Annotated in this window: 17 protein-coding genes and 2 pseudogenes; 8 read left to right on the top strand and 11 right to left on the bottom strand. The window is 51.9% G+C overall.

Going from position 1 to position 21,534, the window contains the following annotated elements:
- Positions 1 to 403: 403 nt before the first annotated feature.
- Entirely contained in the window at positions 404 to 1,057 is a 654-nt protein-coding gene (locus tag ACMYUL_RS03380; protein ID WP_049231337.1) for a hypothetical protein, read from the bottom strand.
- 402 nt (positions 1,058 to 1,459) lie between these two features.
- Here ACMYUL_RS03380 and ACMYUL_RS03375 point away from each other — a divergent pair, with 402 nt between their 5' ends.
- Together ACMYUL_RS03375 and ACMYUL_RS03370 are read left to right on the top strand one after the other, a co-directional pair.
- The gene (locus tag ACMYUL_RS03375; RefSeq protein WP_049231336.1) at positions 1,460 to 2,887 is read left to right on the top strand and encodes an amino acid carrier protein; all 1,428 of its coding nucleotides are present in this window, start codon (positions 1,460 to 1,462) and stop codon (positions 2,885 to 2,887) included.
- 234 nt (positions 2,888 to 3,121) lie between these two features.
- Entirely contained in the window at positions 3,122 to 4,264 is a 1,143-nt protein-coding gene (locus tag ACMYUL_RS03370) for an FUSC family protein (protein ID WP_342032251.1), read from the top strand.
- A 252-nt stretch (positions 4,265 to 4,516) separates the two neighbouring features.
- Here ACMYUL_RS03370 and ACMYUL_RS03365 read toward each other — a convergent pair.
- From ACMYUL_RS03365 to ACMYUL_RS03340, 6 genes and pseudogenes are all read right to left on the bottom strand, one after another.
- A pseudogene (locus ACMYUL_RS03365) lies at positions 4,517 to 5,699 on the bottom strand (NADH:flavin oxidoreductase/NADH oxidase family protein).
- Between the two features lie 73 nt (positions 5,700 to 5,772).
- Positions 5,773 to 6,084 carry a metalloregulator ArsR/SmtB family transcription factor gene (locus ACMYUL_RS03360; protein WP_342032253.1) on the bottom strand — a complete coding sequence of 104 codons (312 nt, stop codon included), beginning with the start codon at positions 6,082 to 6,084 and terminating at the stop codon, positions 5,773 to 5,775.
- Between the two features lie 269 nt (positions 6,085 to 6,353).
- Entirely contained in the window at positions 6,354 to 6,686 is a 333-nt protein-coding gene (locus tag ACMYUL_RS03355; protein ID WP_415772053.1) for a thioredoxin family protein, read from the bottom strand.
- A 92-nt stretch (positions 6,687 to 6,778) separates the two neighbouring features.
- Positions 6,779 to 7,279 carry an OsmC family protein gene (locus ACMYUL_RS03350; protein WP_342032254.1) on the bottom strand — a complete coding sequence of 167 codons (501 nt, stop codon included), beginning with the start codon at positions 7,277 to 7,279 and terminating at the stop codon, positions 6,779 to 6,781.
- A gap of 116 nt (positions 7,280 to 7,395) precedes the next feature.
- Complete coding sequence (locus ACMYUL_RS03345; RefSeq protein ID WP_049332393.1) at positions 7,396 to 7,974, bottom strand: NAD(P)H-dependent oxidoreductase; 579 nt, start codon at positions 7,972 to 7,974, stop codon at positions 7,396 to 7,398.
- Between the two features lie 49 nt (positions 7,975 to 8,023).
- A complete protein-coding gene (locus ACMYUL_RS03340; RefSeq protein WP_415772050.1) occupies positions 8,024 to 8,872 on the bottom strand; it encodes an aldo/keto reductase in 849 nt (282 codons plus the stop codon).
- A gap of 128 nt (positions 8,873 to 9,000) precedes the next feature.
- Here ACMYUL_RS03340 and ACMYUL_RS03335 point away from each other — a divergent pair, with 128 nt between their 5' ends.
- The 3 genes from ACMYUL_RS03335 to ACMYUL_RS03325 all read left to right on the top strand — a co-directional run bounded on the left by ACMYUL_RS03335 (position 9,001) and on the right by ACMYUL_RS03325 (position 11,115).
- The gene (locus tag ACMYUL_RS03335) at positions 9,001 to 9,882 is read left to right on the top strand and encodes a LysR family transcriptional regulator (protein ID WP_415772048.1); all 882 of its coding nucleotides are present in this window, start codon (positions 9,001 to 9,003) and stop codon (positions 9,880 to 9,882) included.
- Between the two features lie 239 nt (positions 9,883 to 10,121).
- Positions 10,122 to 10,895, top strand: coding sequence for a 4,5-DOPA dioxygenase extradiol (gene ygiD / locus ACMYUL_RS03330; RefSeq protein ID WP_415771056.1), 774 nt, complete (start codon positions 10,122 to 10,124; stop codon positions 10,893 to 10,895).
- A 91-nt stretch (positions 10,896 to 10,986) separates the two neighbouring features.
- Positions 10,987 to 11,115 (top strand): metal ABC transporter substrate-binding protein, encoded by a 129-nt coding sequence (locus ACMYUL_RS03325; protein WP_415771054.1) that lies wholly within the window; start codon positions 10,987 to 10,989, stop codon positions 11,113 to 11,115.
- A gap of 120 nt (positions 11,116 to 11,235) precedes the next feature.
- Here ACMYUL_RS03325 and ACMYUL_RS03320 read toward each other — a convergent pair whose 3' ends face one another.
- Positions 11,236 to 12,102 (bottom strand): LysR family transcriptional regulator, encoded by an 867-nt coding sequence (locus tag ACMYUL_RS03320; protein ID WP_415771052.1) that lies wholly within the window; start codon positions 12,100 to 12,102, stop codon positions 11,236 to 11,238.
- A gap of 107 nt (positions 12,103 to 12,209) precedes the next feature.
- Here ACMYUL_RS03320 and ACMYUL_RS03315 point away from each other — a divergent pair, with 107 nt between their 5' ends.
- From ACMYUL_RS03315 to ACMYUL_RS03305, 3 genes and pseudogenes are all read left to right on the top strand, one after another.
- Complete coding sequence (locus ACMYUL_RS03315) at positions 12,210 to 12,440, top strand: DUF2798 domain-containing protein (protein WP_114921363.1); 231 nt, start codon at positions 12,210 to 12,212, stop codon at positions 12,438 to 12,440.
- 192 nt (positions 12,441 to 12,632) lie between these two features.
- Complete coding sequence (locus ACMYUL_RS03310; protein WP_003778834.1) at positions 12,633 to 13,313, top strand: type 1 glutamine amidotransferase domain-containing protein; 681 nt, start codon at positions 12,633 to 12,635, stop codon at positions 13,311 to 13,313.
- 109 nt (positions 13,314 to 13,422) lie between these two features.
- Positions 13,423 to 14,429, top strand: a pseudogene (locus ACMYUL_RS03305) (IS5 family transposase).
- A 276-nt stretch (positions 14,430 to 14,705) separates the two neighbouring features.
- Here ACMYUL_RS03305 and ACMYUL_RS03300 read toward each other — a convergent pair.
- From ACMYUL_RS03300 to ACMYUL_RS03290, 3 genes are all read right to left on the bottom strand, one after another.
- Complete coding sequence (locus ACMYUL_RS03300; protein ID WP_415772046.1) at positions 14,706 to 16,418, bottom strand: ABC transporter ATP-binding protein/permease; 1,713 nt, start codon at positions 16,416 to 16,418, stop codon at positions 14,706 to 14,708.
- Positions 16,419 to 16,547: 129 nt separating this feature from the next.
- Positions 16,548 to 18,761, bottom strand: coding sequence for a TonB-dependent siderophore receptor (locus ACMYUL_RS03295; protein WP_415772044.1), 2,214 nt, complete (start codon positions 18,759 to 18,761; stop codon positions 16,548 to 16,550).
- Between the two features lie 570 nt (positions 18,762 to 19,331).
- Entirely contained in the window at positions 19,332 to 21,458 is a 2,127-nt protein-coding gene (locus tag ACMYUL_RS03290; protein WP_415772042.1) for an AsmA family protein, read from the bottom strand.
- Positions 21,459 to 21,534 lie beyond the last annotated feature (76 nt).

Genomic DNA, 21,534 nt, shown 5'->3' with positions numbered 1-21,534 from the left:
CGGGCAAAAACAAAAAGCGTTGCACATACCGCCCGCAAGGGTATGGACAACGCTTACGTCTTGCCTGTCTTCCGGTTTTCAGGAAGATGCCGCCACCATGACCGATTTTTGTCAAACTCAGTCAATTATGTTGATAACGGCTCTGATGGTTAGCAAACATCAGATGGCTACTCCCGTAAGAGTGTGCGCATTATAAAGAGGTTGGCACGCAAAGACAATCATATAGTGGCTTAACTTTAAACCAGGACGGCGTTGCCTCGCCTTGCCGTACTATCTGTACTGTCTGCGGCTTCGTCGCCTTGTCCTGATTTAAAGTTAATCCACTATACTTTTCAGAAGCTGTTTGTATTTGCTCCACAAAAAATGTGTTTCAGACGACCTTTGGTGTCGGCCCCAATCCACATCAATACAATAATTTGCTAGGTTTTTGTTCGGCTTCGGACAGCTCCACCGCGTTAAGCAGACTTAAATCCAAAGATGTTTCGGATATACAGGTTTCGCCAAACACATTGCAGTACGTCATGACGAGTTTCATGATGCCGCCGAATTTTTTCTCCGGCAGACTTGCCGACAGCTCGCGGATATCGCCAAACACGCTGCCGTATACTTCTCCCGAAGCCAGCATATCCAAGCCGTCGCCAACGATAACCAATTTGCCCACTGCATCAACGATAGCGCGTTCCGCCGCCTTATCAGACACGGACGACACTTGCAGGCGGATGTTTTTCGCCATGCCTTTGCCATGGTTGCGGATAGTCAATGCCAGCATCTCCGGCTGTTCTTCCACGCTTTGAAGGGAAGCATGCAAGACGGGATGGACTTTTTCCTGCTGTATCAATTTTTCCCTGCGCAGCCATTCGTTCTTTTTCCGCGCGATGACCGAAACCGCCGTCCATGCCAACCACACCAGCGCAACGGCGGAGACTGCGGTAACAACGGGCGCCAAATCAGCAAGATAGTCTTGGGGATTAAACCAAAGGCAGGCGGTCAGAAAGCCTGCAAAAAATATTACGACGTATAAAATCGGCGCGAAACGGCTTTGAATCGTAGCATGCATAGATTTTCCTGTTTGTGGCACAAAGGTCGTCTGAAACCGGACTGCCGCGTTTATCGCCATACAGCCGGAATTTCGGATGGCATTCTAACGTAAACCGTATTTTTCGGCGCAATTGAATAACAAGCGGTAACAGTTGGGAAATATACGGCACTTTGCACCTGGTTCCTAGGCAGGCTCAACCCGTTTTCAGACGACCTCTTTCAGGCATTTGCCCGCTTCGCACAGGAAAGCGGATCCGGCCTCATCCGCCCCTGATCAAGGGTTTTAATTGTTGAATATCAATCAATTAGATACATTATTTCACGCCGATATAAAACTTTTTCAATTTGTTGACAGTCTGTTACAATGCACTACTTCCGAACGGCGGCAAACCGTCCGTCATTCAAATTCAGAAAGGCTTTTATGGATAACAACTTTACCGAATCGCTGCACCAATTGGTTCAGAAAATCAATGATCCGATGTGGACAGGGCTGGTGTATGTCCTGTTGGGTGCAGGGCTGTTTTTCACGGTTGCCACCGGTTTCGTACAATTCCGCCTGCTCGGACGCAGTATCAAAGAAATGCTCGGCGGCCGCAAACAAGGCGATGACCCGCACGGTATTACGCCGTTTCAGGCTTTCGTTACCGGACTTGCCAGCCGTGTAGGTGTGGGCAACATCGCGGGTGTAGCGATTGCCATCAGCAGCGGCGGACCGGGCGCGGTATTTTGGATGTGGATCACCGCATTAATCGGTATGAGCTCGGCGTTTGTCGAATCTTCGCTGGCGCAGTTGTTCAAAATCCGCGATTACGACAACCATCATTTCCGCGGCGGTCCTGCTTACTATATTACCCAAGGTTTGGGTCAGAAATGGTTGGGTATCGTATTTGCATTGAGCCTGATTTTCTGCTTCGGATTCGTTTATGAAGCCGTTCAAACCAACACCATCGCCGTAACCGCCAAAGCCGCATGGGGCTGGGACGAACATGCGGTCGGCGTCGCATTGGTCATCATGACTGCGCCGATTATTTTCGGCGGTATCCGCCGTGTTTCCCGCTTCGCCGAAATGCTTGTCCCGCTGATGGCGACTTTATATCTGCTGATGGCGCTCTACATCATCATCACCAACATCAGCCTGATTCCTCATGTCTTCGGTCAGATTTTCGACAGCGCGTTCAACTTTAAAGCAGCCGGCGGCGGCCTGCTCGGCGGTTTGATTTCGCAAACTATGATGATCGGTATCAAACGCGGTCTGTACTCCAATGAAGCAGGTCAAGGTTCTGCGCCTAACGCCGCCGCAGCCGCCGAAGTCAAACACCCTGTTTCCCAAGGTATGATTCAAATGCTGGGCGTATTCGTCGATACGATTATTGTATGTTCCTGCACGGCGTTTATCGTTTTGGTTTACCAACAACCTTACGGCAATTTGAACGGCGCAGAGCTGACCCAAGCAGCGATTATCAGCCAAGTCGGTGCATGGGGCGCGGATTTCTTGGCAATCATTCTGTTTATGTTTGCCTTCTCTACCGTCATCGGCAACTATGCCTATGCCGAGTCCAATGTGCAGTTCATCAAAAACCATTGGCTGTTGACCGCCCTTTTCCGTATGCTCGTTTTGGGCTGGGTGTATTTCGGCGCAGTCGCCAACGTGCCGCTGGTTTGGGATATGGCGGATATGGCAATGGGTACGATGGCATGGATCAACCTTGTCGCCATCCTGCTCCTCTCTCCGCTTGCCTTCCTACTGTTGAGGGACTACACGGCGAAACTGAAAATGGGCAAAGACCCTGTCTTCAAACTTTCCGAACATCCGGGTTTGAAACGCAAAATCAAATCCGATATTTGGTAAAACCATAGCCCGGTTAAAAAGGTCGTCTGAAATACCATGTAGTATTTCAGACGGCCTTTTGCTTTTTACCGAAAATATTTAATGCAATGATGGCTCGATCTTAGCTTTATCTTCCCAAAACAATCTGTTTCAGCCCAGCCGAAAATCCTTTATTCAGAAACCTGTATCTCCCTATCGATTCCCGTTACAATACCGCCCGATAAACCCAAAAATCTCAACAAGATAGCCCCAATCATGAACGCCTCACAACGCGAACGCTTCGTCAAACGCTGGCTCAACTCCTACGAACGCTACCGCTACCGCCGCCTCATACACGCCGTCCGGCTCGGACTTGCCGTACTGTTTGCCACCCTGCTTGCCAAACTCCTCCACCTCCAACACGGCGAATGGATAGGCATGACCGTATTCGTCGTACTCGGCATGCTCCAATTTCAAGGCGCGATTTACTCCAAAGCCGTCGAACGCATGCTCGGCACGGTCATCGGTTTGGGCGCAGGTTTGACCCTGTTGTGGCTCAACCAACACTACTTCCACGGCGGCATCCTCTTTTACCTGACCGTAGGTGCCGCCAGCGCAGCCGCAGGCTGGGGTGCGGTCGGCAAAAACGGCTACGTCCCCATGCTTGCCGGATTGACCATGTGCATGCTCATCGGCGACAACAGCAACAACTGGCTCGACAGCGGCCTCATGCGCGCTATGAACGTCCTCATCGGCGCCGCCATCGCCATCATCTCCGCCAAACTCCTGCCCTTGCGTTCCACACTCATGTGGCGGTTTATGCTTGCCGACAACCTGACCGAATGCGGCAAAATGATTGCCGAAATCAGCAACGGCAAACGCATGACCCGCGAGCGGCTGGAGCAAAACATGGTCAAAATGCGCCAAATCAACGCCCGCATGGTCAAAAGCCGCAGCCACCTCGCCGCCACATCGGGCGAAAGCCACATCAGCCCCGCCATGATGGAAGCCATGCAGCACGCCCACCGCAAAATCGTCAACACCACCGAGCTGCTCCTCACCACCGCCGCCAAGCTGCAAGCCCCCACCCTCAACGAACACGAAATCCGCCTCCTCGACCGCCATTTCAACCGCCTCCAACGCGACCTGCGCCTGACCGTCCGCCTCATCAAAGGCCACTACGCCCGCCGCATCCGCATCGACACCTCCATCAATCCCGATCTGGGCAAACTCGCCGCCCGCCTCCATTACGAATGGCAAGGCTTCCTCTGGCTCAGCACCAATATGCGCAACGAAATTTCCTCGCTCGTCATCCTCCTGCAACGCAGCCGCCGCAAGTGGCTGGACAAACACGAACTCCAACGCTTGCGTGAACACCTGCGCGAAACCCACGAAGGCGATTTGGAAGAGGTCGTCTGAAAACAAACCGTTTCAAAAAATGTGAACTTCAGCGGAGTTAAACAAAGTTTCTGCGAAGCTATAGTGGATTAAATTTAAATCAGGACAAGGCGACGAAGCCGCAGACAGTACAGATAGTACGGCAAGGCGAGGCAACGCCGTACTGGTTTAAAGTTAATCCACTATAAAATGTAAAGAGCTGCCTGCACTTCAATCAACAAAGTGCAGGCTGCTTTCAGGTAGCCCATTCCAAACAGTGTTTCAAGTGGTTTATCAAGCCCTGCCTGTGCTTAAACCTGCTTTGCCATTTTCCCATAAAGTTTTCAACAATACTTTCCACGCCGACAATTTAGGATTGGGCTTTTTGCCTTGTCCGATCAAGTCCATTTGCGTCATATACCAGTTCATTTCCAGCATCGCGCCCGCTTTTTTATCAACAAACGCCACGCCTGTTTGGATGCGGTCGGTTTGTACGGTTTGGTAGGTGCCGTTTTGCATTTTGTTTGCCAAATCAGGCACTAAGGCAAATGGGCGGGCGACGCCGACCAAATCCAAATGGCCGCTGGATAAGGCGTCTTCCATGGCGTTTTGCGAACGGAAGCCGCCGGTGATAATCAGCGGAGCTTGGCTGACTGCACGGGCTTTTTCGGCGTAATCGATAAAGAAAGCTTCGCGTTTGCGGGCTTTCGTAGTTGCCACCGGAAACTTCAATAAAATCAATGCCCATTTCTGATAACTTTTGTACCACTTGCACCGATTCGCTTTCATCAAAACCGCCTTTTTGGAAGTCCGCCGAATTGAGTTTTACACCCACCAAGAAATCTTTGCCCACGGCAGCGCGGATGGCGGTGTAGGTTTCCAAAAGGAAGCGCATACGGTTTTCCAAGCTGCCGCCCCATTGGTCTTGGCGGCGGTTGTGGTGCGGCGAGAGGAATTGGCTGATGAGATAGCCGTGTGCGGCGTGAATTTGTACGCCTGAAAAGCCTGCCTGTTCGGCAATTTTTGCGGTTTGCACGAATTGCTGAATCAGCCCGTTGATTTCATCGGCAGTCAATTCGCGCGGCGGATTGATGAAGCCGTCCATGCCCTCCAACGGCACTGCGCTCGGCGCAAGCGGCGTTTTATTGACCACCGCAGGCGACTGTTTGCCCGCATGGTTGATTTGCATGATGAGCAGCGTGTCGTTTTGCGTGCCGGCTTTCGCCCATTTTTTCAGCATCTCAAGCCCGCGGTCGTCTGAAATCACCACATCGTTTATCGAACCTTTGCCGCTTTCGGCAACCATTACATTGCCTGTAACCAATACACCTGCACTGCCTTTTGCCCAAGTATCGTACAGGCGGACAAGTTTTTCAGACGGCTGGTCGTTTTGGGCAAGTTGTTCTTCCATAGCTGATTTGAAAATACGGTTTTTGGCGGTTTTGCCGTTTGGAAAAGTGAATGGCGTGAATAACATAATCGTTCCTTTAAGTTGATAAGTTTAAAAATGTAAACGTATTTGGGTAAAAATAAAGGGTTAACGGATAACCCTATTTTGAAAGCGGGCAATTTTGCGCCATCAAATTGGCAAGCTGTTTCAATCTCTCCACCGCATCCGCCATGGCAATACTGTAAAACCGCTCTTTGCCGACCTGCTCCACCGCCACCGCCCCGGCTTGCAACATAATTTTCAAATGATGCGACACCGCAGGACGCGACAGATGCAGATGCTCGGTCAGCTCATTCACATTCATCTTGCCGTGTTCCCACAGCACGCGCAGGATTTGATGGCGGTTTTCATCGCTCAACACGGTAAAAATGGGTATGCACTCGCGCATTAAATTCATGGTTTGTTGCGGCATATTCGGCCTTTTAAGTTTATATGTTTAAAAACTTGAACTCATTTTAAAGGGAACGATGGGGAATGTCAAAGGGAGTTTTCAGAAGATGGTTTTAGTGTACAAATCACAGCATTTCATCAATCATTATCTCAGTCTACAAGCCGTTTCAGACGACCTTTTCGTAAAAAAGAGCGGTCAAATTTTTAAGTGTTTTGCAAATCATCTTAAAAACTTGACCACTTGTATCATTATCAAGACCGCAGCCGTCTGAAACATTGATAGAACGGTTACTAATGTCCGCTTTCTGCTACTTTTGTCCATTTTGCCAATGTCTGCTTCATCTGTGCCTGAGGGATGAAGCGGGCCATCCGTTCTACTTCCTTGCCTTGATAAAACAGCAGCCATGCAGGTGCGGTCAGCACGTGGAAACGTCCGGCCATTTCGGGTATTTCAGCAATATCGGCTTTTACGGCATACACATTTCCTTCCACCGCCAAAGCTGAGTCAAGCTGGGCGGCCACGACCGTACAAACACCGCAGATTGGGGCTTTGATGTACAGTGATACTAAAGAGTGTGTGGCGATGGCCTGTTCGATGTCTTTCAAAGTGTGCAGTTGTTGCATGTCATGTACTCCTTTGAGCGATTAAGCCCTTTTCTAGTTGTCCAGAAAAGGGGCTTTCAACGAAATGAAAACAAGAAAACGTTTTGAGTCGTCTAGATTTTTTCCACAACCACTTTTACCCGCGCTTTCAGGCTGTTCAACACTGGCGAGCTGGCGGCGGAGCGGTCGGCGAAATTTTGCAGGGTAGGAAGGTCGGCGTCGGCTTTTACTTTTACGGTTAGCACCAGATTATCCAGTCCGCCGTAGCCATCTTCCATGCCGCACAGTTTGGCCATGTCGATACCGCCGCTTGCGGATATTTCAAACTGTTCCAGTTTCACGCCTGCTTGTGCTGCTTGCAACTCGAAACCTATGGCGCAGCAGCCTGCAGCAGCACCGATCAGGTATTCCATCGGACTTGGGGCGGCGTTTTCACCGCCCATGTTTTTCGGTTCGTCTGTGGTAAAGGCAGGGAAGCGGCGCACGGAGATTTCGTTCTTCGTGCCGGATACCCAGCGCGAATCGGCGCGTAATGCTGCCTTGCCTTTTGTATGGTCGTTTTCAACCGCTGCCATGGTAGTTCGGAAACGTTCGATATCTAACCCGTTAATCATGTTTTGTCCTTTCATATAATGAATTGCAGATGGTTTTTCGCTACACTATTTCGTACCAATTAGCGACTGACAAAATGGTGGGCAAAAGCCCACCACTTCAAGTTGATGTTTTATCATTAACCAAACACTTTTTTCAAATGTGCTTGGTAGTCTGCGAAGTATTGTTCTACTTGTGGATTTTTAACTACATCGTTACATGTAAATGTCGGTAGACGGGTCAAACCGATGAACTCGTTGAGTTTGTGGAAAGGCATGTACACAGCATCCACATCTTTGCCTTCAAAGAAGTCGCCTTCACGGGTGAACGCTTCAATCGGCGCATTCCAAGTAAGCGAAAGCATGTGTTTTTTGCCTTGCAACAAACCACCTGTACCGAAGCCTTCAGTTGGACTAACACGATGACGGCCATCACTGTGGTAAAGCTTGCCGTGTCCAGCGATAAATACTTCGTCTATGTATTTCTTCACTGTCCAAGGCTCGTGCATCCACCAAACAGGCATCTGCCAAATCACGGCATCCATCCACAAGAATTTTTCGATTTCTGCCTCAACATCATAGCCAGCATCAATCACAGTTTCTTTTACATTGTGTCCAAGTGCGGTCAAAACTTCTTTTGCTTTTTTGTGAAGCGTGTGGTTTAACTCACCATGCGAATGGCCGAATTCTTTACCACCGTTTAATAATAAAATGTTCATTTTTACTCCTAGAATAAATAATTTATAAAAAGGGATGTGATGTTTGCGGTTATTGTCCCGTTTTCCATGAAGCGATACGTTTCAAATTATCCACCGTGTCGTGATTGACGATGGCGTCGAACGTGCCGTCCAGTTTGGCAATTTCTGCTTTGTCTTCATCGCTAAGTGCAAAGTCAAAGACATTCAGGTTTTCCGCCATGCGTTCGGGTTTGGTGGATTTTGCTAACACGATGATGTCGCGTTCCACCAGCCAGCGGGTAATCACTTGCGCCACGGATTTTCCGTATTTCGCACCGATTTTGCTTAACACGGGATTGTGGAAAATATCGTTTTTACCTTCGGCAAACGGTGCCCATGCTTCCACGGCGATGCCTTCAGCCTGCAAAGCGGCAACGGCTTCGGTTTTTTGTTGGAACGGATTAATTTCAATCTGATTGGCTTGCGGCATCACTTTATTGAATAGTCCCAAATCCACCGCGCGTACGGGCGAAAAATTGCTCACGCCGATGGCGCGGATTTTGCCGGCTGCCTGATATTCTTCCAGCGCGCGCCATGTGCCGTAGCTGTCGCCGTAAGGCTGATGAATCAGCACCATATCGATGTAATCCAAATTCAGACGACACAATGAACGATCCAGCGAGGCTTTGGCGGCTTCGTAGCCGAAATTTTCTACCCAAATTTTGGTGGTAACGAACAATTCTTCACGCGCCACGCCGCTGTTTTTAATTCCCAAACCGACTTCGGTTTCATTCATATAAACTTGCGCGGTGTCGATGTGGCGGTAACCCGCCTTGATGGCGGCAATCACGGCTTGTTCGGTTTCTGCGGGCGTAATTTGGAATACGCCGAAACCAAGTGCAGGAATTTGTACGCCGTTGTTTAATGTGATGTTTTGCATGATATTGTCTCCTGTTTGTTCTCATGAAAGTGTAGCCATTTTAGCCCATATTTTTATTGAGATAAATTAGGTTTTGTTTTATGATGTCGTGAATTAAATTCACTAATCAGCTAAAACGGGGCAGGAAAATGCAGAACTTTAACGAGCTGAATTATTTTTTGACGCTGGCGCAAACTCAGAGTTTTGTGAAGGCAGGGCAGCTTTTGGGGATTACTTCTTCGGCGTTGAGCCACAGCATGAAAAATCTGGAAATGCGGCTGAACCTGCGCCTGCTCAACCGCACTACACGAAATGTGTCGCTGACCGAAGCCGGACAGCAGCTTTTTGAGCAGCTTTTTCCGCTTTATCAGGCGATTAACCACGAAGTCGATGCATTGAATGATTTTCTGAGTACGCCATCGGGCTTAATCCGTATCAACGCCCCTGTGGTGGCGGCGGAAGCGGTGTTGTACCCGAAATTAAAGCCGATTTTGAACCAATACCCGAAAATCCGTTTGGAAATCGTGGTGGACGACCGCTGGGCAGACATTGTGAAAGAAGGGTTTGACATGGGCGTGCGGCTTGGCAACGAGGTAGCGAAAGAAATGATTGCCGTGCCGATTTCCGCACCGCTCAAAATGGCGTTAGTTGCCTCGCCCGATTATTTGGCGCAACACGGTTCGCCGAAAAATATTGACGATTTGCAGCAGCACCGCCTCATCGGCGCGAAGCTCTCCGCCGAACACGGCGCGGAGATGCAGTGGGAATTCAAATACAAAAAAGAGCTGATTACGTTCACGCCCAAATCGCAGTTTTCCATCAACAACCATCTGCGCCTGCAAGCCGTTTCAGACGGCCTCGGCATTGCGTGGATAGCACATATGAGCGTGGCGGATACACTCAATTCGGGGCACCTGGTCGAGCTGTTGCCTGAGTATGCTATGACTTACGAACCGCTTTACCTCTATTACCCCAGCCGCCGCGGGCATTCGAATGTGTTTAAGCTGATTGTGGATGCGCTGCGGGTGTAGGCTACCTGAAAAATAAAAAGCAGCCTGCACATTTGGAAAACAAAGTGCAGGCTGCTTTTCATAACCAACCACACCATCACCCATACTTTCAGGTAGCCTTTAACCAACAAAAATAAAACATAAAAGCTCAAAAGCGACCAATTATTTCTTATCGAGAAAATATATTCTTCCCCAAACGGGATGGTTCGCACAAAAATTTCCCGTAAAATCATCCGCTTCAAAACGAATTGGGAAAAACCATGAACAAAATGCCCGTATTGTTTGTCGGACACGGCAGCCCGATGAACGCGCTGGACGCGGAAAACCCGTTCAACCAAGGCTTCCGCCGCATCGTGCAGAAATTTGCCAAGCCCAAAGCCATTCTGATGATTTCGGCGCACTGGTACGGCAACCGTTTGCAGGTAACGTCCGGCGAACGCCCCGAAATGATTTACGATTTTTACGGCTTCCCCGCAGCACTCAGCCAAGTGCAATATCCCGCGCCCGGCTCGCCCGAACTGGCGGGGCAGGTGCGCTCGTTGTTGCAGCCTGCAAATGTGGAAACGAAACCGGAACGCGGCTTCGACCACGGCGCGTGGGCGGTGCTGAAACACCTATATCCCGAAGCCGAGATTCCCGTGGTGCAGCTCAGCTTGAACCTGATGCAGCCTGCACAATGGCATTTCGATTTGGCGAAAAAACTCGCCCCGCTGCGCGAACAAGGCGTGCTGGTGGCCGGCAGCGGCAACATCGTGCACAACCTGCGCGCCATGCGCCGCGAACCCGCCGCGGGCTACGACTGGGCAATAGGCTTCCGCAATGCCGTCAACCGCGCCCTTGCCGCGCGGGACAACGACACACTGGTGCATTACGAACGGCAGGGGGACGCCGCCGCGCTCTCCGTGCCAACCCCCGAACACTACCTGCCGCTGCTCTATACCGCCGCGCTGCGCGAACTGCAGGACGATATGGAAATATTCAATGACGAACTCGCCTTCGGCTCAATCAGCATGACTTCCGTTTTAATAGGGTAAGAGGCCATGATAAACAACGCGGGTTGGAAACCCTGCGCGCCTGCCCAAAAGCCGCTATGAGGACGGCTTAGACACGGCGAAATCGGACGTATTGGCCGACGTATTGCGACAAATCGGCTGCACGCAGGCAGCGGAAATCCTGACCAACTCCGCCACCGAAGCGCAAGCCAAGCAGCGCATTGCCGACGGCGCAGATTGCTTCGGACAGTTTGGACACTAACCGCCATTGTGCTGATGGTTTCCGGCAATTGTGCCGCCGAAGGAAAGGGAATAGGCCGAAAGCAGTATCGCCCAAACGCAAAAGCAGCCTGCACTTTGAAATTGAAGTGCAGGCTGCTTTTTATCTTACCGACATGTGTTCCAACGCCTCCGCGAAGTAATCCGCCACCGCCCTGACGCTGGGGCTGCGGCGTACGTCTTCGTGCATCACCAGAAAGAGTTCCGCTGCGAATTCAGGTAGCGGGGCATCTGGATTGGGTGAGACGGGATGCAGCCTGTCGGCAAGGAAAACAGCGAAATCGGGTAGGATACCGATGCCGATTTGTTCGCACACGGCTTGTTTGACGGCGGCGAAGTCGTTGCTGGCGAAGGAAATGTCGGCATCTTCGCCGATTTGTTCGGCAAACCAGCGGGAAAAACGGGTGTTTACGGCAATTTGCACGAAACGCCAGTCTTCGCGGCGGATGGTTTTCAGGTAGCCTTCATGGCCGTAGATGCGGTAGGAGAAATGGGCGATACGGCGCACGGCAAGGTCGTTTTGGGTGGGGCGGACGAGGCGCAGGGCGATGTCGGCTTGGCGGCCGTGCAAGTCGGCGAGTGCGGCATCACTTTGAATGATAAGACGTATATCGTTGTGTTTGCGGTAGAAATCGGCAATGTGGGGCATCAGCAGGAGTCTGGCGACGAATGGCGGTGCGGAAATGACGACGCTGTGCCGCAGCTCGGCCTGTTCGCGCGCGGTACGCTGCAACATGCTCATATCTTTGCAGATTTCGCAGGCATGACGGTAAAGTCGTTCGCCTTCGGGGGTGAGCAGGTAGCGTTTGCCGATGCGGTCAAACAGGCGCAGGCCGAGTGCGTTTTCCAGCTGGGCGATTTGCCGCGAAACGGTGCTGTGCTGCACGCCCAGGTGTTCGGCAGCGGCGGTAAGGGTTTGTTTTTCCACGAGGGTGGTGAAGTGGCGGATGCCGTTCCAGTCCCAATCCATTATTGCTTCCTTTGTGCATGTTTTGGCTGTGTTTGCCAATTTATCTTATTTTCGTGTTTTTATAAACGGTTTAAACTACACGATATGGATTTTTTGAGGGGAGCGAGATGAAAAAATTGCCGAAAAAATACGCGGGCGTATTGTTTTCTTTTTACGCCTCAGCGGTGATGGTGCTGATTGTGAGCGCGGTGCTGGTGGCTCTGAATATCGGCATCGACGCGGGCTACCCGCTGCGTTTGTTGAAATCATATTTGATTACTTGGCCGGTGGCATTCGCCAGCCTGCTCGGCGTGCGACCGTTGGTGGTGAAATGGGTGGCGGCTTCGGTGGCGGATTGAGGCTACCTGAAAACATGAACAAAGCAGTGACAACCCTAATTGCATCAGAGTGCAGGCTGCTTTCAGCTTCACAAAAACGCCGCTTTTCATAGACAAACTAATATTGTTTTTAAATTTCAGACGGCTGAATACAGCCAAAAGCTCCTCTGAAAACCAGCCTTTATTTACCAACCTTGCAGACAGGAGACACACATGTCCGACAAACCCATTCTCTACGTTGTAACCAGCAATGCCGTTAAAGGTGCAAGCGGCCAGCCCACCGGCTTTTGGTTGTCCGAACTCACGCACCCCATGCACGAAACCGAAGCCGCCGGGCACCGAAGCGAAATCGCCGCCATCCGAGCCGGAGTCGCCCCCGTTGATGCCGACAGCCTGAATATGGATGACCCCGTGAACGCCCATTACTGGCAGCAAACTGACCTGCAACAACGTTTGCAAGCTGCGCCCGGGCTGGGCGGTCTGAACGGCGCGGACTATTCCGCCATTCTGTTTACCGGCGGCTACGGTACGATGTGGGATTTCCGCGAAAGCCTTGACGCGCAACGCCTTATCCGCGAAGTGTACGAAAACGGCGGTATCGTTGCCGCCGTCTGCCACGGCCCTGCCGCGCTGGTGGACGCGAAACTTTCTAATGGCGAATATCTGGTCAGCGGCAAAAACGTTGCCGCTTTCACCAACGCCGAAGAAGAAGCAACGGGCGGAGCTAAAATCGTCCCCTTCCTGCTGGAAACCGCGCTCGTTGAACACGGCGCAAAACACCATGCCGCGCCGAACTGGGCGGAAAACGTGGTGGTGGACGGCCGTCTGATTACCGGTCAAAACCCGGCATCCGCCAAAGGCGTAGGGGTGGCGTTGGCAAAGGCATTGGGTTGATGAAGTGAAAAAAGCAGCCTGTACTTTGGAAATTGAAGTGCAGGCTGAGACCTTTGCAAAATTCCCCAAAATCCCCTAAATTCCCACAAAGACATTTAGGGGATTTCTCATGAGCACCTTCTTCCAGCAAACCGCCCAAGCCATGATCGCCAAACACATCGACCGCTTCCCATTATTGAAGTTGGATCAGGTGATTAATTGGCAACCGATCGAACAGTACCTGAATCGTCAAAGAACCCGTTATCTTAGAGACCACCGCGGCCGTCCCGCCTATCCCCTGTTGTCCATGTTCAAAGCCGTCCTGCTTGGACAATGGCACAGCCTCTCCGATCCCGAACTCGAACACAGCCTCATCACCCGCATCGACTTCAACCTGTTTTGCCGTTTTGACGAACTGAGCATCCCCGATTCAGCGCCTTATGCCGCTACCGCAACTGGCTGGCGCAAGACGACACCCTGTCCGAATTGCTAAAATTGATTAACTGCCAACTGACCGAAAAAGGCCTAAAAGTAGAGAAAGCATCCGCCGCCGTCATTGACGCCACCATTATTCAGACCGCCGGCAGCAAACAGCGTCAGGCCATAGAAGTCGATGAAGAAGGACAAGTCAGCGGACAAACCACACCGAGTAAAGACAGCGATGCCCGCTGGACAAAGAAAAACGGTTTATACAGACTCGGTTACAAACAACATACCCGTACCGATGAGGAAGGCTATATCGAGAAACTGCACATCACCCCCGCCAATACCCATAAGTGCAACCACCTGTCGCCTTTGCTGGAAGGTATAGCCGAAGGCACGACCGTCTATGCCGATAAAGGCTACGACAGTGCGGAAAACCGGCAACATTTGGAAGACCATCAGTTGTTGGACGGCATTATGCGAAAAGCCCACCGCAACCGTCCGCTGACGGAAGCGCAAACCAAACGTAACCGCTATTTATCGAAGACCCGTTATGTGGTGGAACAAAGCTTCGGTACGCTGCACCGTAAATTCCGCTATGCGCGGGCAGCCTATTTCGGACTGCTCAAAGTGAGTGCGCAAAGCCATCTGAAGGCGATGTGTTTGAACCTGTTGAAAGCGGCTAACAGGCTAAGTGTGCCTGTTGCTGCCTAAAAGGTGGCCCGGATGCCTGATTATCGGGTATCCGGGGAGGATTAAGGGGGCATTGGGTAGAATTAGTGGATATTTGAAACGAAAACAGCCGAAAATCTTTGTTTAGGTTTCGGCTGTTGGGGGAAAAGGAATTTTGCAAAGGTCTCAATGTCTTAAGCGCAGGCAAAAAACTGCGGGCAAAAAAACGCCTCCTGCCGGGAGCTGGCGGAGGCTATCCAAGGAGTTTTAAAAAGTAACCCTAAAGAACTAGGAAACTAGTCAGAAAGAACTATATTACTAATCTGAACGGTTTGCAAGCTCGTTGAGTGGTTTTAAATTAACTTTACGTCTGAACAAGGCTTGGATTTCGGGTTGGTGGCTGATACCGATGACGAGGGTGTCGGGTAAGGCACGTTTGAGGGTTTGCATCAGCGCCAATGCGGATTCGCCATCGAGCTGGTTGGTGGCTTCGTCGAGGAACAGGATTTGCGGTTTGTGCAGCAGCGCGCGGGCGAGGCTGAGGCGTTGCTGTTCGCCGCCGGAGAGGATGCCGTGCCATTCGTATGGTTCGTCTAAATTATCTTTCAGTCGTCCTAGCCCGACTTGTTCCAAGGTCGTCTGAATGATTTGGTCGTCTTGGCAGGCGGGGTGGGGATAGCTGACGGTGTGGCGCAGGGTGTCGGCGGGGAGGTAGGGACGTTGGGGCAGGAAGAGGAGGCTGCCGTCGAGGGCGAAGCTGCCTTGATAATACGGCCACAAGCCTGCGAGGGCGCGCAGCAGGGTGGATTTGCCGATACCGCTTCTGCCTTCGAGCAATACCCATTCGGGGGCGTGGGCTTCGAGGTTGATGTCGGTGAGCAGGGGGCTGCCGGTTTGGGTGTGGACGGTGAGGTTTTGCAGGACGAGGATGCCGCTTTGACGGCGGTTGTTTAAAGTCAGGGCGGGTGCTGGGCGGGCGGCGCTTCTGCCTTCTTGTTCTACTTGTTCCAATGCCGTCTGAAAACCGGAGAGGCGTTCGACAACTGCCGCCCATTCGATGAGGCGGCGGTAGGAATCTGTAAACCAGCCGAAGCTGTCTTGGACGCGGGCAAACGATGTACGGGTCTGCATCATGTCGCCGAAGGTCATGGTTTTGGCGAGGTACATGGGCAGGGTGGCGAGGATGGGGATGAAGATGCTGATGCGCACATAGGTCGCCCAGAAGGTTTCTTGGCGAAATTCGCAGTTGGTGAGCCGCCGCCAGTTGTCGCGGATGCGGAGGTAACGTTGTTTCAGACGGCCTGTTTCGGCTTCGCCGCCGTTGTAGAAGGCGATTTGTTCGGCGTGGTCGCGCACGCGCAGGAGGGCGGCGCGGTAGTCGGCTTCGCGGTGCTGGCGGTCGATGTTGAGGTTTTTGAGTTTGCGGCCGACGAGGTGGGCAATCAGGGTGCTGATGACGGAATAAATCAAGGCAACCCAAACAAGGTAGCCGTAAACGTTAATGCTGTATCCGCCGATGTTGAAAGTCTGTACGCCGGAGAGCGTCCACAGTACGGTAACAAACGCGCTGAATTTGGCAATATTATTGATGAAGGAGCGAAAGAGGCTGATGCTTTTGTCGGTAAGCAGGTAGATGTCTTCGGCGATACGTTGGTCGGGGTTGTCCGGTTCGCCCGTCAGGCGCAGGCGGTAGTGTTTGTGGCCTTCGAGCCAGTCTTTTTGAAATTGCTCGGTCAGATGGGTGCGCCAACGGAAGATGAGGCGTTTTTGCAGCCAGTCGGCACAAACGATACAGCCGATAACCATCGCCATATAGCCGAGGTATTCGACGATGAGCGCGGGCATGGATGCGCCGTCAAATGCGGCCAGCGCGTCGTAGAAGCGTTTGTCCCATGCGGCAATCCAAACGCTGATGGTGATGGAGAATAGGGTAAACCCTATCAAAACGGCGAGCATCAGCCATTGGAGGCGGCCGTGTGCCCCTGACCAAAAAGGGCGGGCAAGGTAAAAGAATTTTTTGAGTGTTTTCATAATGCTTGTGAATGCGTGCGAATGGCCGTCTGAAAGTGAAATTGTACTTTCAGACGGCCTTTTTATCAGCAATAGTTGGTTTATGCTTTTAAAAAATGAGCGGTCAACCCGTGCTTGCTATGCTGCTATTTACATTTTCCATTTTAGGCTGAACACGGCGTTGCGCGGTTCGCCGTAGAAGTTGCCGCTGTTGGCGGCACGGCTGTATTGGTTTTCGTAGTAGCGTTTGTCGGTCAGGTTGTTGACCGCCAGCCCCAGTTGCAGGTTTTTGCTCGGGCGGTATTGGACGTTGGTATTCCAAACCGTGTAGCCGCCTTGCTTGATGGAGCCGTAGGAATTGGCGGTTTTGCTGCTGCTCTTTACCCCCAGCCCGACCGTCCATCTGCCGTCATCCACCGGCAGGATATAGCTGGTGTAGAGGCGGAACATATGCTTCGGCGTATGGCTGCTGAAGTTGTAGCCTTTTCGGCGCGATTCAACATTGTCGCCGACGCTGTTGCGGTTGGTGCTGCGGTTGAAGGTGTAGCCTGCGTAAACCTGCCAACGGTCGGTCAGGCTGCCGGAAATTTCAGCGTCCAAACCGCGGCTGCTTTGATCTAACGGTTCCCAATAAGGGTGCGGACGGGCATTGACGCGCTGGTTGTTGTTGTCCTTGTCGGTGCGGTAGAGCGCGACGGAAGTATTCAGACGGCCTTCGTTCCATTCGCCTTTCCAGCCGATTTCGTAGTTACGCCCCATAATCGGCGGCAGCAGGTTGTCGTTGTAGTCGCGGTTCATCGTTTGTTTGAAGATGGACGTGTAGGCGGCGTAAACGCTTTGTTTAGGCGTGATGTCGTAAGTGATGCCGGCATAGGGGATGAAGCGGTTGCGTTTGAGCGCGTAATACGTGCCTTCCGAGCTGTCTTTGAGGTTTCTGTCCCAATAGAGGTTGCGGTGCCAGTTGGTGTAGCGTCCGCCGACGATGACGTGCAGTTTGTCGGTAGGATTGATGCGTGCGCCCAAACCGAAGGCGTGGGTGCGGTAGCTGCCGTTGCCGCCGCGTGACTTGGCGGTATCGGCATCCCAATCGGGTTTGGCTTTTTCGCTGCCGTTGAACGCATCCGCGTTATAGGTGCTGTTGTCGTCGAACCAGCGGTTGCCCGTGTTCATCTTCTCTCTGGAATAGCTGTGCATGAAGAAGAGGTCGTGGCTTTGACCGAAGGCGAAGATGCGGCCGGTCAGGTTGTTTTGGAAGGTAAACTGGCGGCTGTCCGTGTCGTAACGGTCGAAGCTGTAAGTTTTGCCCAAACCGTCCGCGCCTATGCCGTTGTCTGTGCCGCCTAGCGTGTAATATTCTTTTAAGCTGTCGCTTTTGCGCCAGTCCAGCTTGCTGCTCAGTTTCCAGTTGTCGTTGAAATAATGTTCAAACTCGGCAAAGAGGTTGTGTTTTTTCAGACGGGCTTCGTTCCAATCTGCGCCGAGATAGCGGCTGCGTTTCCATTCTTTGCCGTCTGCGCGCATGGGCAGGCCATCGGGGTCGGGTGTTTTGGTTTGGTTGAGATAGCTCGCGCCCCAAGTGAGCTTGCTGTTGTCGCCGATGTCTTTGTCCATCACGCCGTAAAGCAGGATGTCGCGGCCGCCGGATTGGTCTTGGAAGGTTTTGTTGCTGCCAACCGAGCCGACAAAACGTCCGCGCAGACCGTGTTCAGGGCTTAAAGCACCCGACGCATCAAACGTGCCGCCCACTCTGCCCCATGTGTTGACCGTCAAATCGGCGGAAAGCTGGCGTTTGGAGGTCGGTTTCTTACGGACGGCGTTAATCGTGCCGCCCGGTTCGTTGTTTGCCTGCGTCAGCCCAGCCGCGCCGCGTACCACTTCGATGCGGTCGTACATCGCTATATCGGTTACGCTGGTCGGGTCGCCGGACGGACCGCCCAAGCCGAATCCGCCGGGCGAGCCGATTTGAGTGGCAATGCCGTCTTCTTCAAGTTGCTCGATAAAATAGCCGCGCGACATGAAATGCGTGCGCCCGCCGCTTTTGAAGACGTTGACGCCCGTAGCATTCTGCAACGCGCCTTCGAGGCTGGCCACGCCTTGGTCTTCAAGTTGTTTTTTGGTGATGACGCTGACGGATTGGGGAATTTCCCTTGGAGACAGTACCAATCCCGTAGTCGAACGCATCGCGGATACGGTGTAGCTGTTTTGATTTTCGGTACGTAGGCTGCGGTTTTTGCCGACCACATTGACCTGCTTTAATTCGACCTGCTGCACTTCTTCTGCGGCGTGAACGGCTTGCGGCAGCGCGGCAAGGCAGAGCGCCAAGGTGCTGAGTTTGAAAAGTTTCTCTTTGTTTGTATTGTTCATTTGATTGATCCCGGATAAAGCTGTTGTCGTAAAATGTTTATTTTTATTTGATATTTATAACCATAAAAACTATAAATATTCAAAGTATTAGGTTTTTCAGACGACCTGCGTCAGAGAAAACGAATAAAATTCATCAAATCCTTTCAGATAAAAAAATGTTGCCGCCGGGCGGAGTACCCAATGGCAACTACTTATCCAAGGTTGCAAAGATAGATATAAGGAACTAGCTGAAAAATAGTTATAAAGAACTATACTCTAGCTGTAAAAATTGGCAATCGTTTTTTTCAGACGGCCTCACGCTTCTTCACGCATCTTGCCATAAGTCAAAATTCTGTCCGCAAAAATACCCCCTCTCCCGCTGAATGGGAGAGGGGGCTTTATTTGTGTATCAGTCAGATTTATCTTTGTTTTTTCTGCGGATGAAGGAGAAGGTGGATTGCTGTGTGGCTAGGCAGGTCGTCTGAAAACCGGTCAATGCCTATTCTGCGTCATTATCTTTTGTGTATCCTCTATCCAATGGATTCATTAAGCTAAAGGTCGTCTGAGAACGGTTTTTAGACGACCTTTGGGTTATTTGCGGTTTGGATTGATCCATTGCCATTGTTCGCGCAGGGTGTTTTCGAGGGCTTTTTGTTTTTCCTGCGGGCTGTTGAGGCCGTCGGTCAGGCGGTTGTAGTCGATGGTGATGGATGGGTTTTGTACCGTGCCTCTGATTTTGAGCGGAATGGGTTTGTTTTGCGGGTTCAGGGCATTGCGGATGAGCAGGTCTTCCGATAGCTCTTGGGTGCTGAGGTCGGTGTAGCCGCTGCTGACAACATGCAGGCTGTCGGAAAAGAGTTCGGTGTTGACATGGCGGCTGATGCCTTTGTCGATTTCGCTGTTGAGGACGAAATGGTGGAAAGGGGTTTTGGGCGGCGGGGTTTGGTTGGTGTTGTCTTTGCTGATGATGCCGTTTTTGAGGATGTTGTCCATGTCGATGCCGTGCCATGCGCCTTCGGAGATGTTGAGGGTCAGCATCCCGTTGAGGTTTTTGAGCATTTGCTCGCGGTTGTTGCCTTTGGCGGTCAGGTCGATGACGGCGTTGCCGTTGCCGCTAAAGCTGTGGAAGCCGAACAGGTCTTGCAGCAAGGGTTGGATTTGTACGCTTTCTGCGTTTTGTTGGAGGTGGTAGGAGGGGGGTGTGGTGTTGGCTATGCTGATGCCGCCCTCGGTACGGCCTCCGTAGAGTCCGGCTTTGAAGTTGCTCAGGGTAATATGTTCGTTATTGGCGGTCAGCCGGGTTTCGACGTTGTCCAATTGGAAGCCAGGCGTTTGGATATTGTTGACCTTGATGCTGGCTTCGATATCGGGGGTGTTGGCGTGGTTGAGAAATTTCGGGTAGGGGTCGTCTGAACCGGCTTGAAAGTCTTCCAAGTAGGGGGTGAGGTTGAGTTTTTGCAGGGCGACGCCTGCTTCGAGTCTGGGTTTTTGCTCGGCCTGGGTTTGGTATTTTAAGCTCAAGGCAACGGGTTGGCGGTCGAATGTGCCTTTGAAGCTGCCTTGCCAGTTGCCGGAATCGGTCAGGCTGAAATTTCCGTCAAGCATGCTGATAAAGCGCGGTTGGGGCAGTCGGTTGACGGTGTCCTGCAGGGTGGTAATGCGCACGTTGTCGGATTGTAAACCGGTTTTTTTCTGCCACAACATCGGGCCGCTGATGGTAAAGCTGGTTTGGCGCAGTTGGTTTTTGTATCTGCCGTTGAGCTCGAAGCTGTCAAGAGTAATGACGCTCGGACGCAGATTGGTTTTGTCGAGTTTGAAGGAGCCGTCCCATTGGCTGTCGGGCGAGCCTGCGGTAAAGGCTCCGCTGACGGTATTGAGGTTGAGATGGTTGTCTTTGAAGATGAGCAGGGGCGCTTGGGCGGTCAGGTGGAGGTTGCGTTGAACGCTTTCTGCGCGTAGGTTGATATTGCTGACTTGCAGGGTGTGGTTTTGCGTTTGCCAAGCTAAGGTGCTGGTCATATTGATTTTGACAGTGTCTTGGTCGCGGCGGCTTTGCGCTTCAAAACGCAGCTCGGGAATGCTCCAGTTTGCTGCGTTGGTTTTAAGCAGACCGTTGCCGTTCCATTCGAGGGGAAACTGCGGGTTGCGGATGTTGCCGCCGATTTTGAAACGGCGGCCGTCGGAATCTTCCGAACGGAGGTTGAGGCTGAAGTCTTCGATGGTGTACGGTGTGTTGTCGAGTCTTAGGCGCAGGGTACTGTTTTCTACAACGAGGCGGTTGAGCGTGGCTGTGTTTCGGGGCTGCTGCCAAAGGTCTTGAAGGCTCCATTTGCCGTTTTCGGCGCGTTCGATTGAAACATCTGCGCCTTTAAGCACCCATTTTTCGATGATGGGTGTGTCGTTCCACAGGCTGCTCCAGCCGATTCCGATGTTGGTTTCTTTAATATGGATGGCGGCTTGCGTGCTGTTGGGGTAGGAGATGACGACGTTTTTGAGGGTAAGGGTGGGGCGGGGGAACCAACTGCGTTGAATTTCGGGGCTGAAGCGGATGGTGCGTTGGGTTGATTGCAGGGCGGATTGGGTAAGGGTTTCGATGCGTTTGGGTGTGAAGAAGTTGTAAACCGATGCGTACAGTCCGGCAGCGGCAATGATGACCGCTATGAGGCTGAAGATGAGGAATTTCAGCCAGAATTTTCCGGAGTTTGGCAGAAGGTTCATGGGCACAAATAAAGATTAAAGAGTAAGAGTATAACACATGCCCTTGGGATGGTTGGCGCGTCGGGACAGAGGGTTA

Origin of the sequence: Neisseria sp. CP9, from assembly GCF_047758525.1 — a bacterium.
Classification (GTDB): domain Bacteria; phylum Pseudomonadota; class Gammaproteobacteria; order Burkholderiales; family Neisseriaceae; genus Neisseria.
Note: the sequence above shows the minus strand (reverse complement) of the source record. Positions and strands in the feature narration are given on the sequence as shown.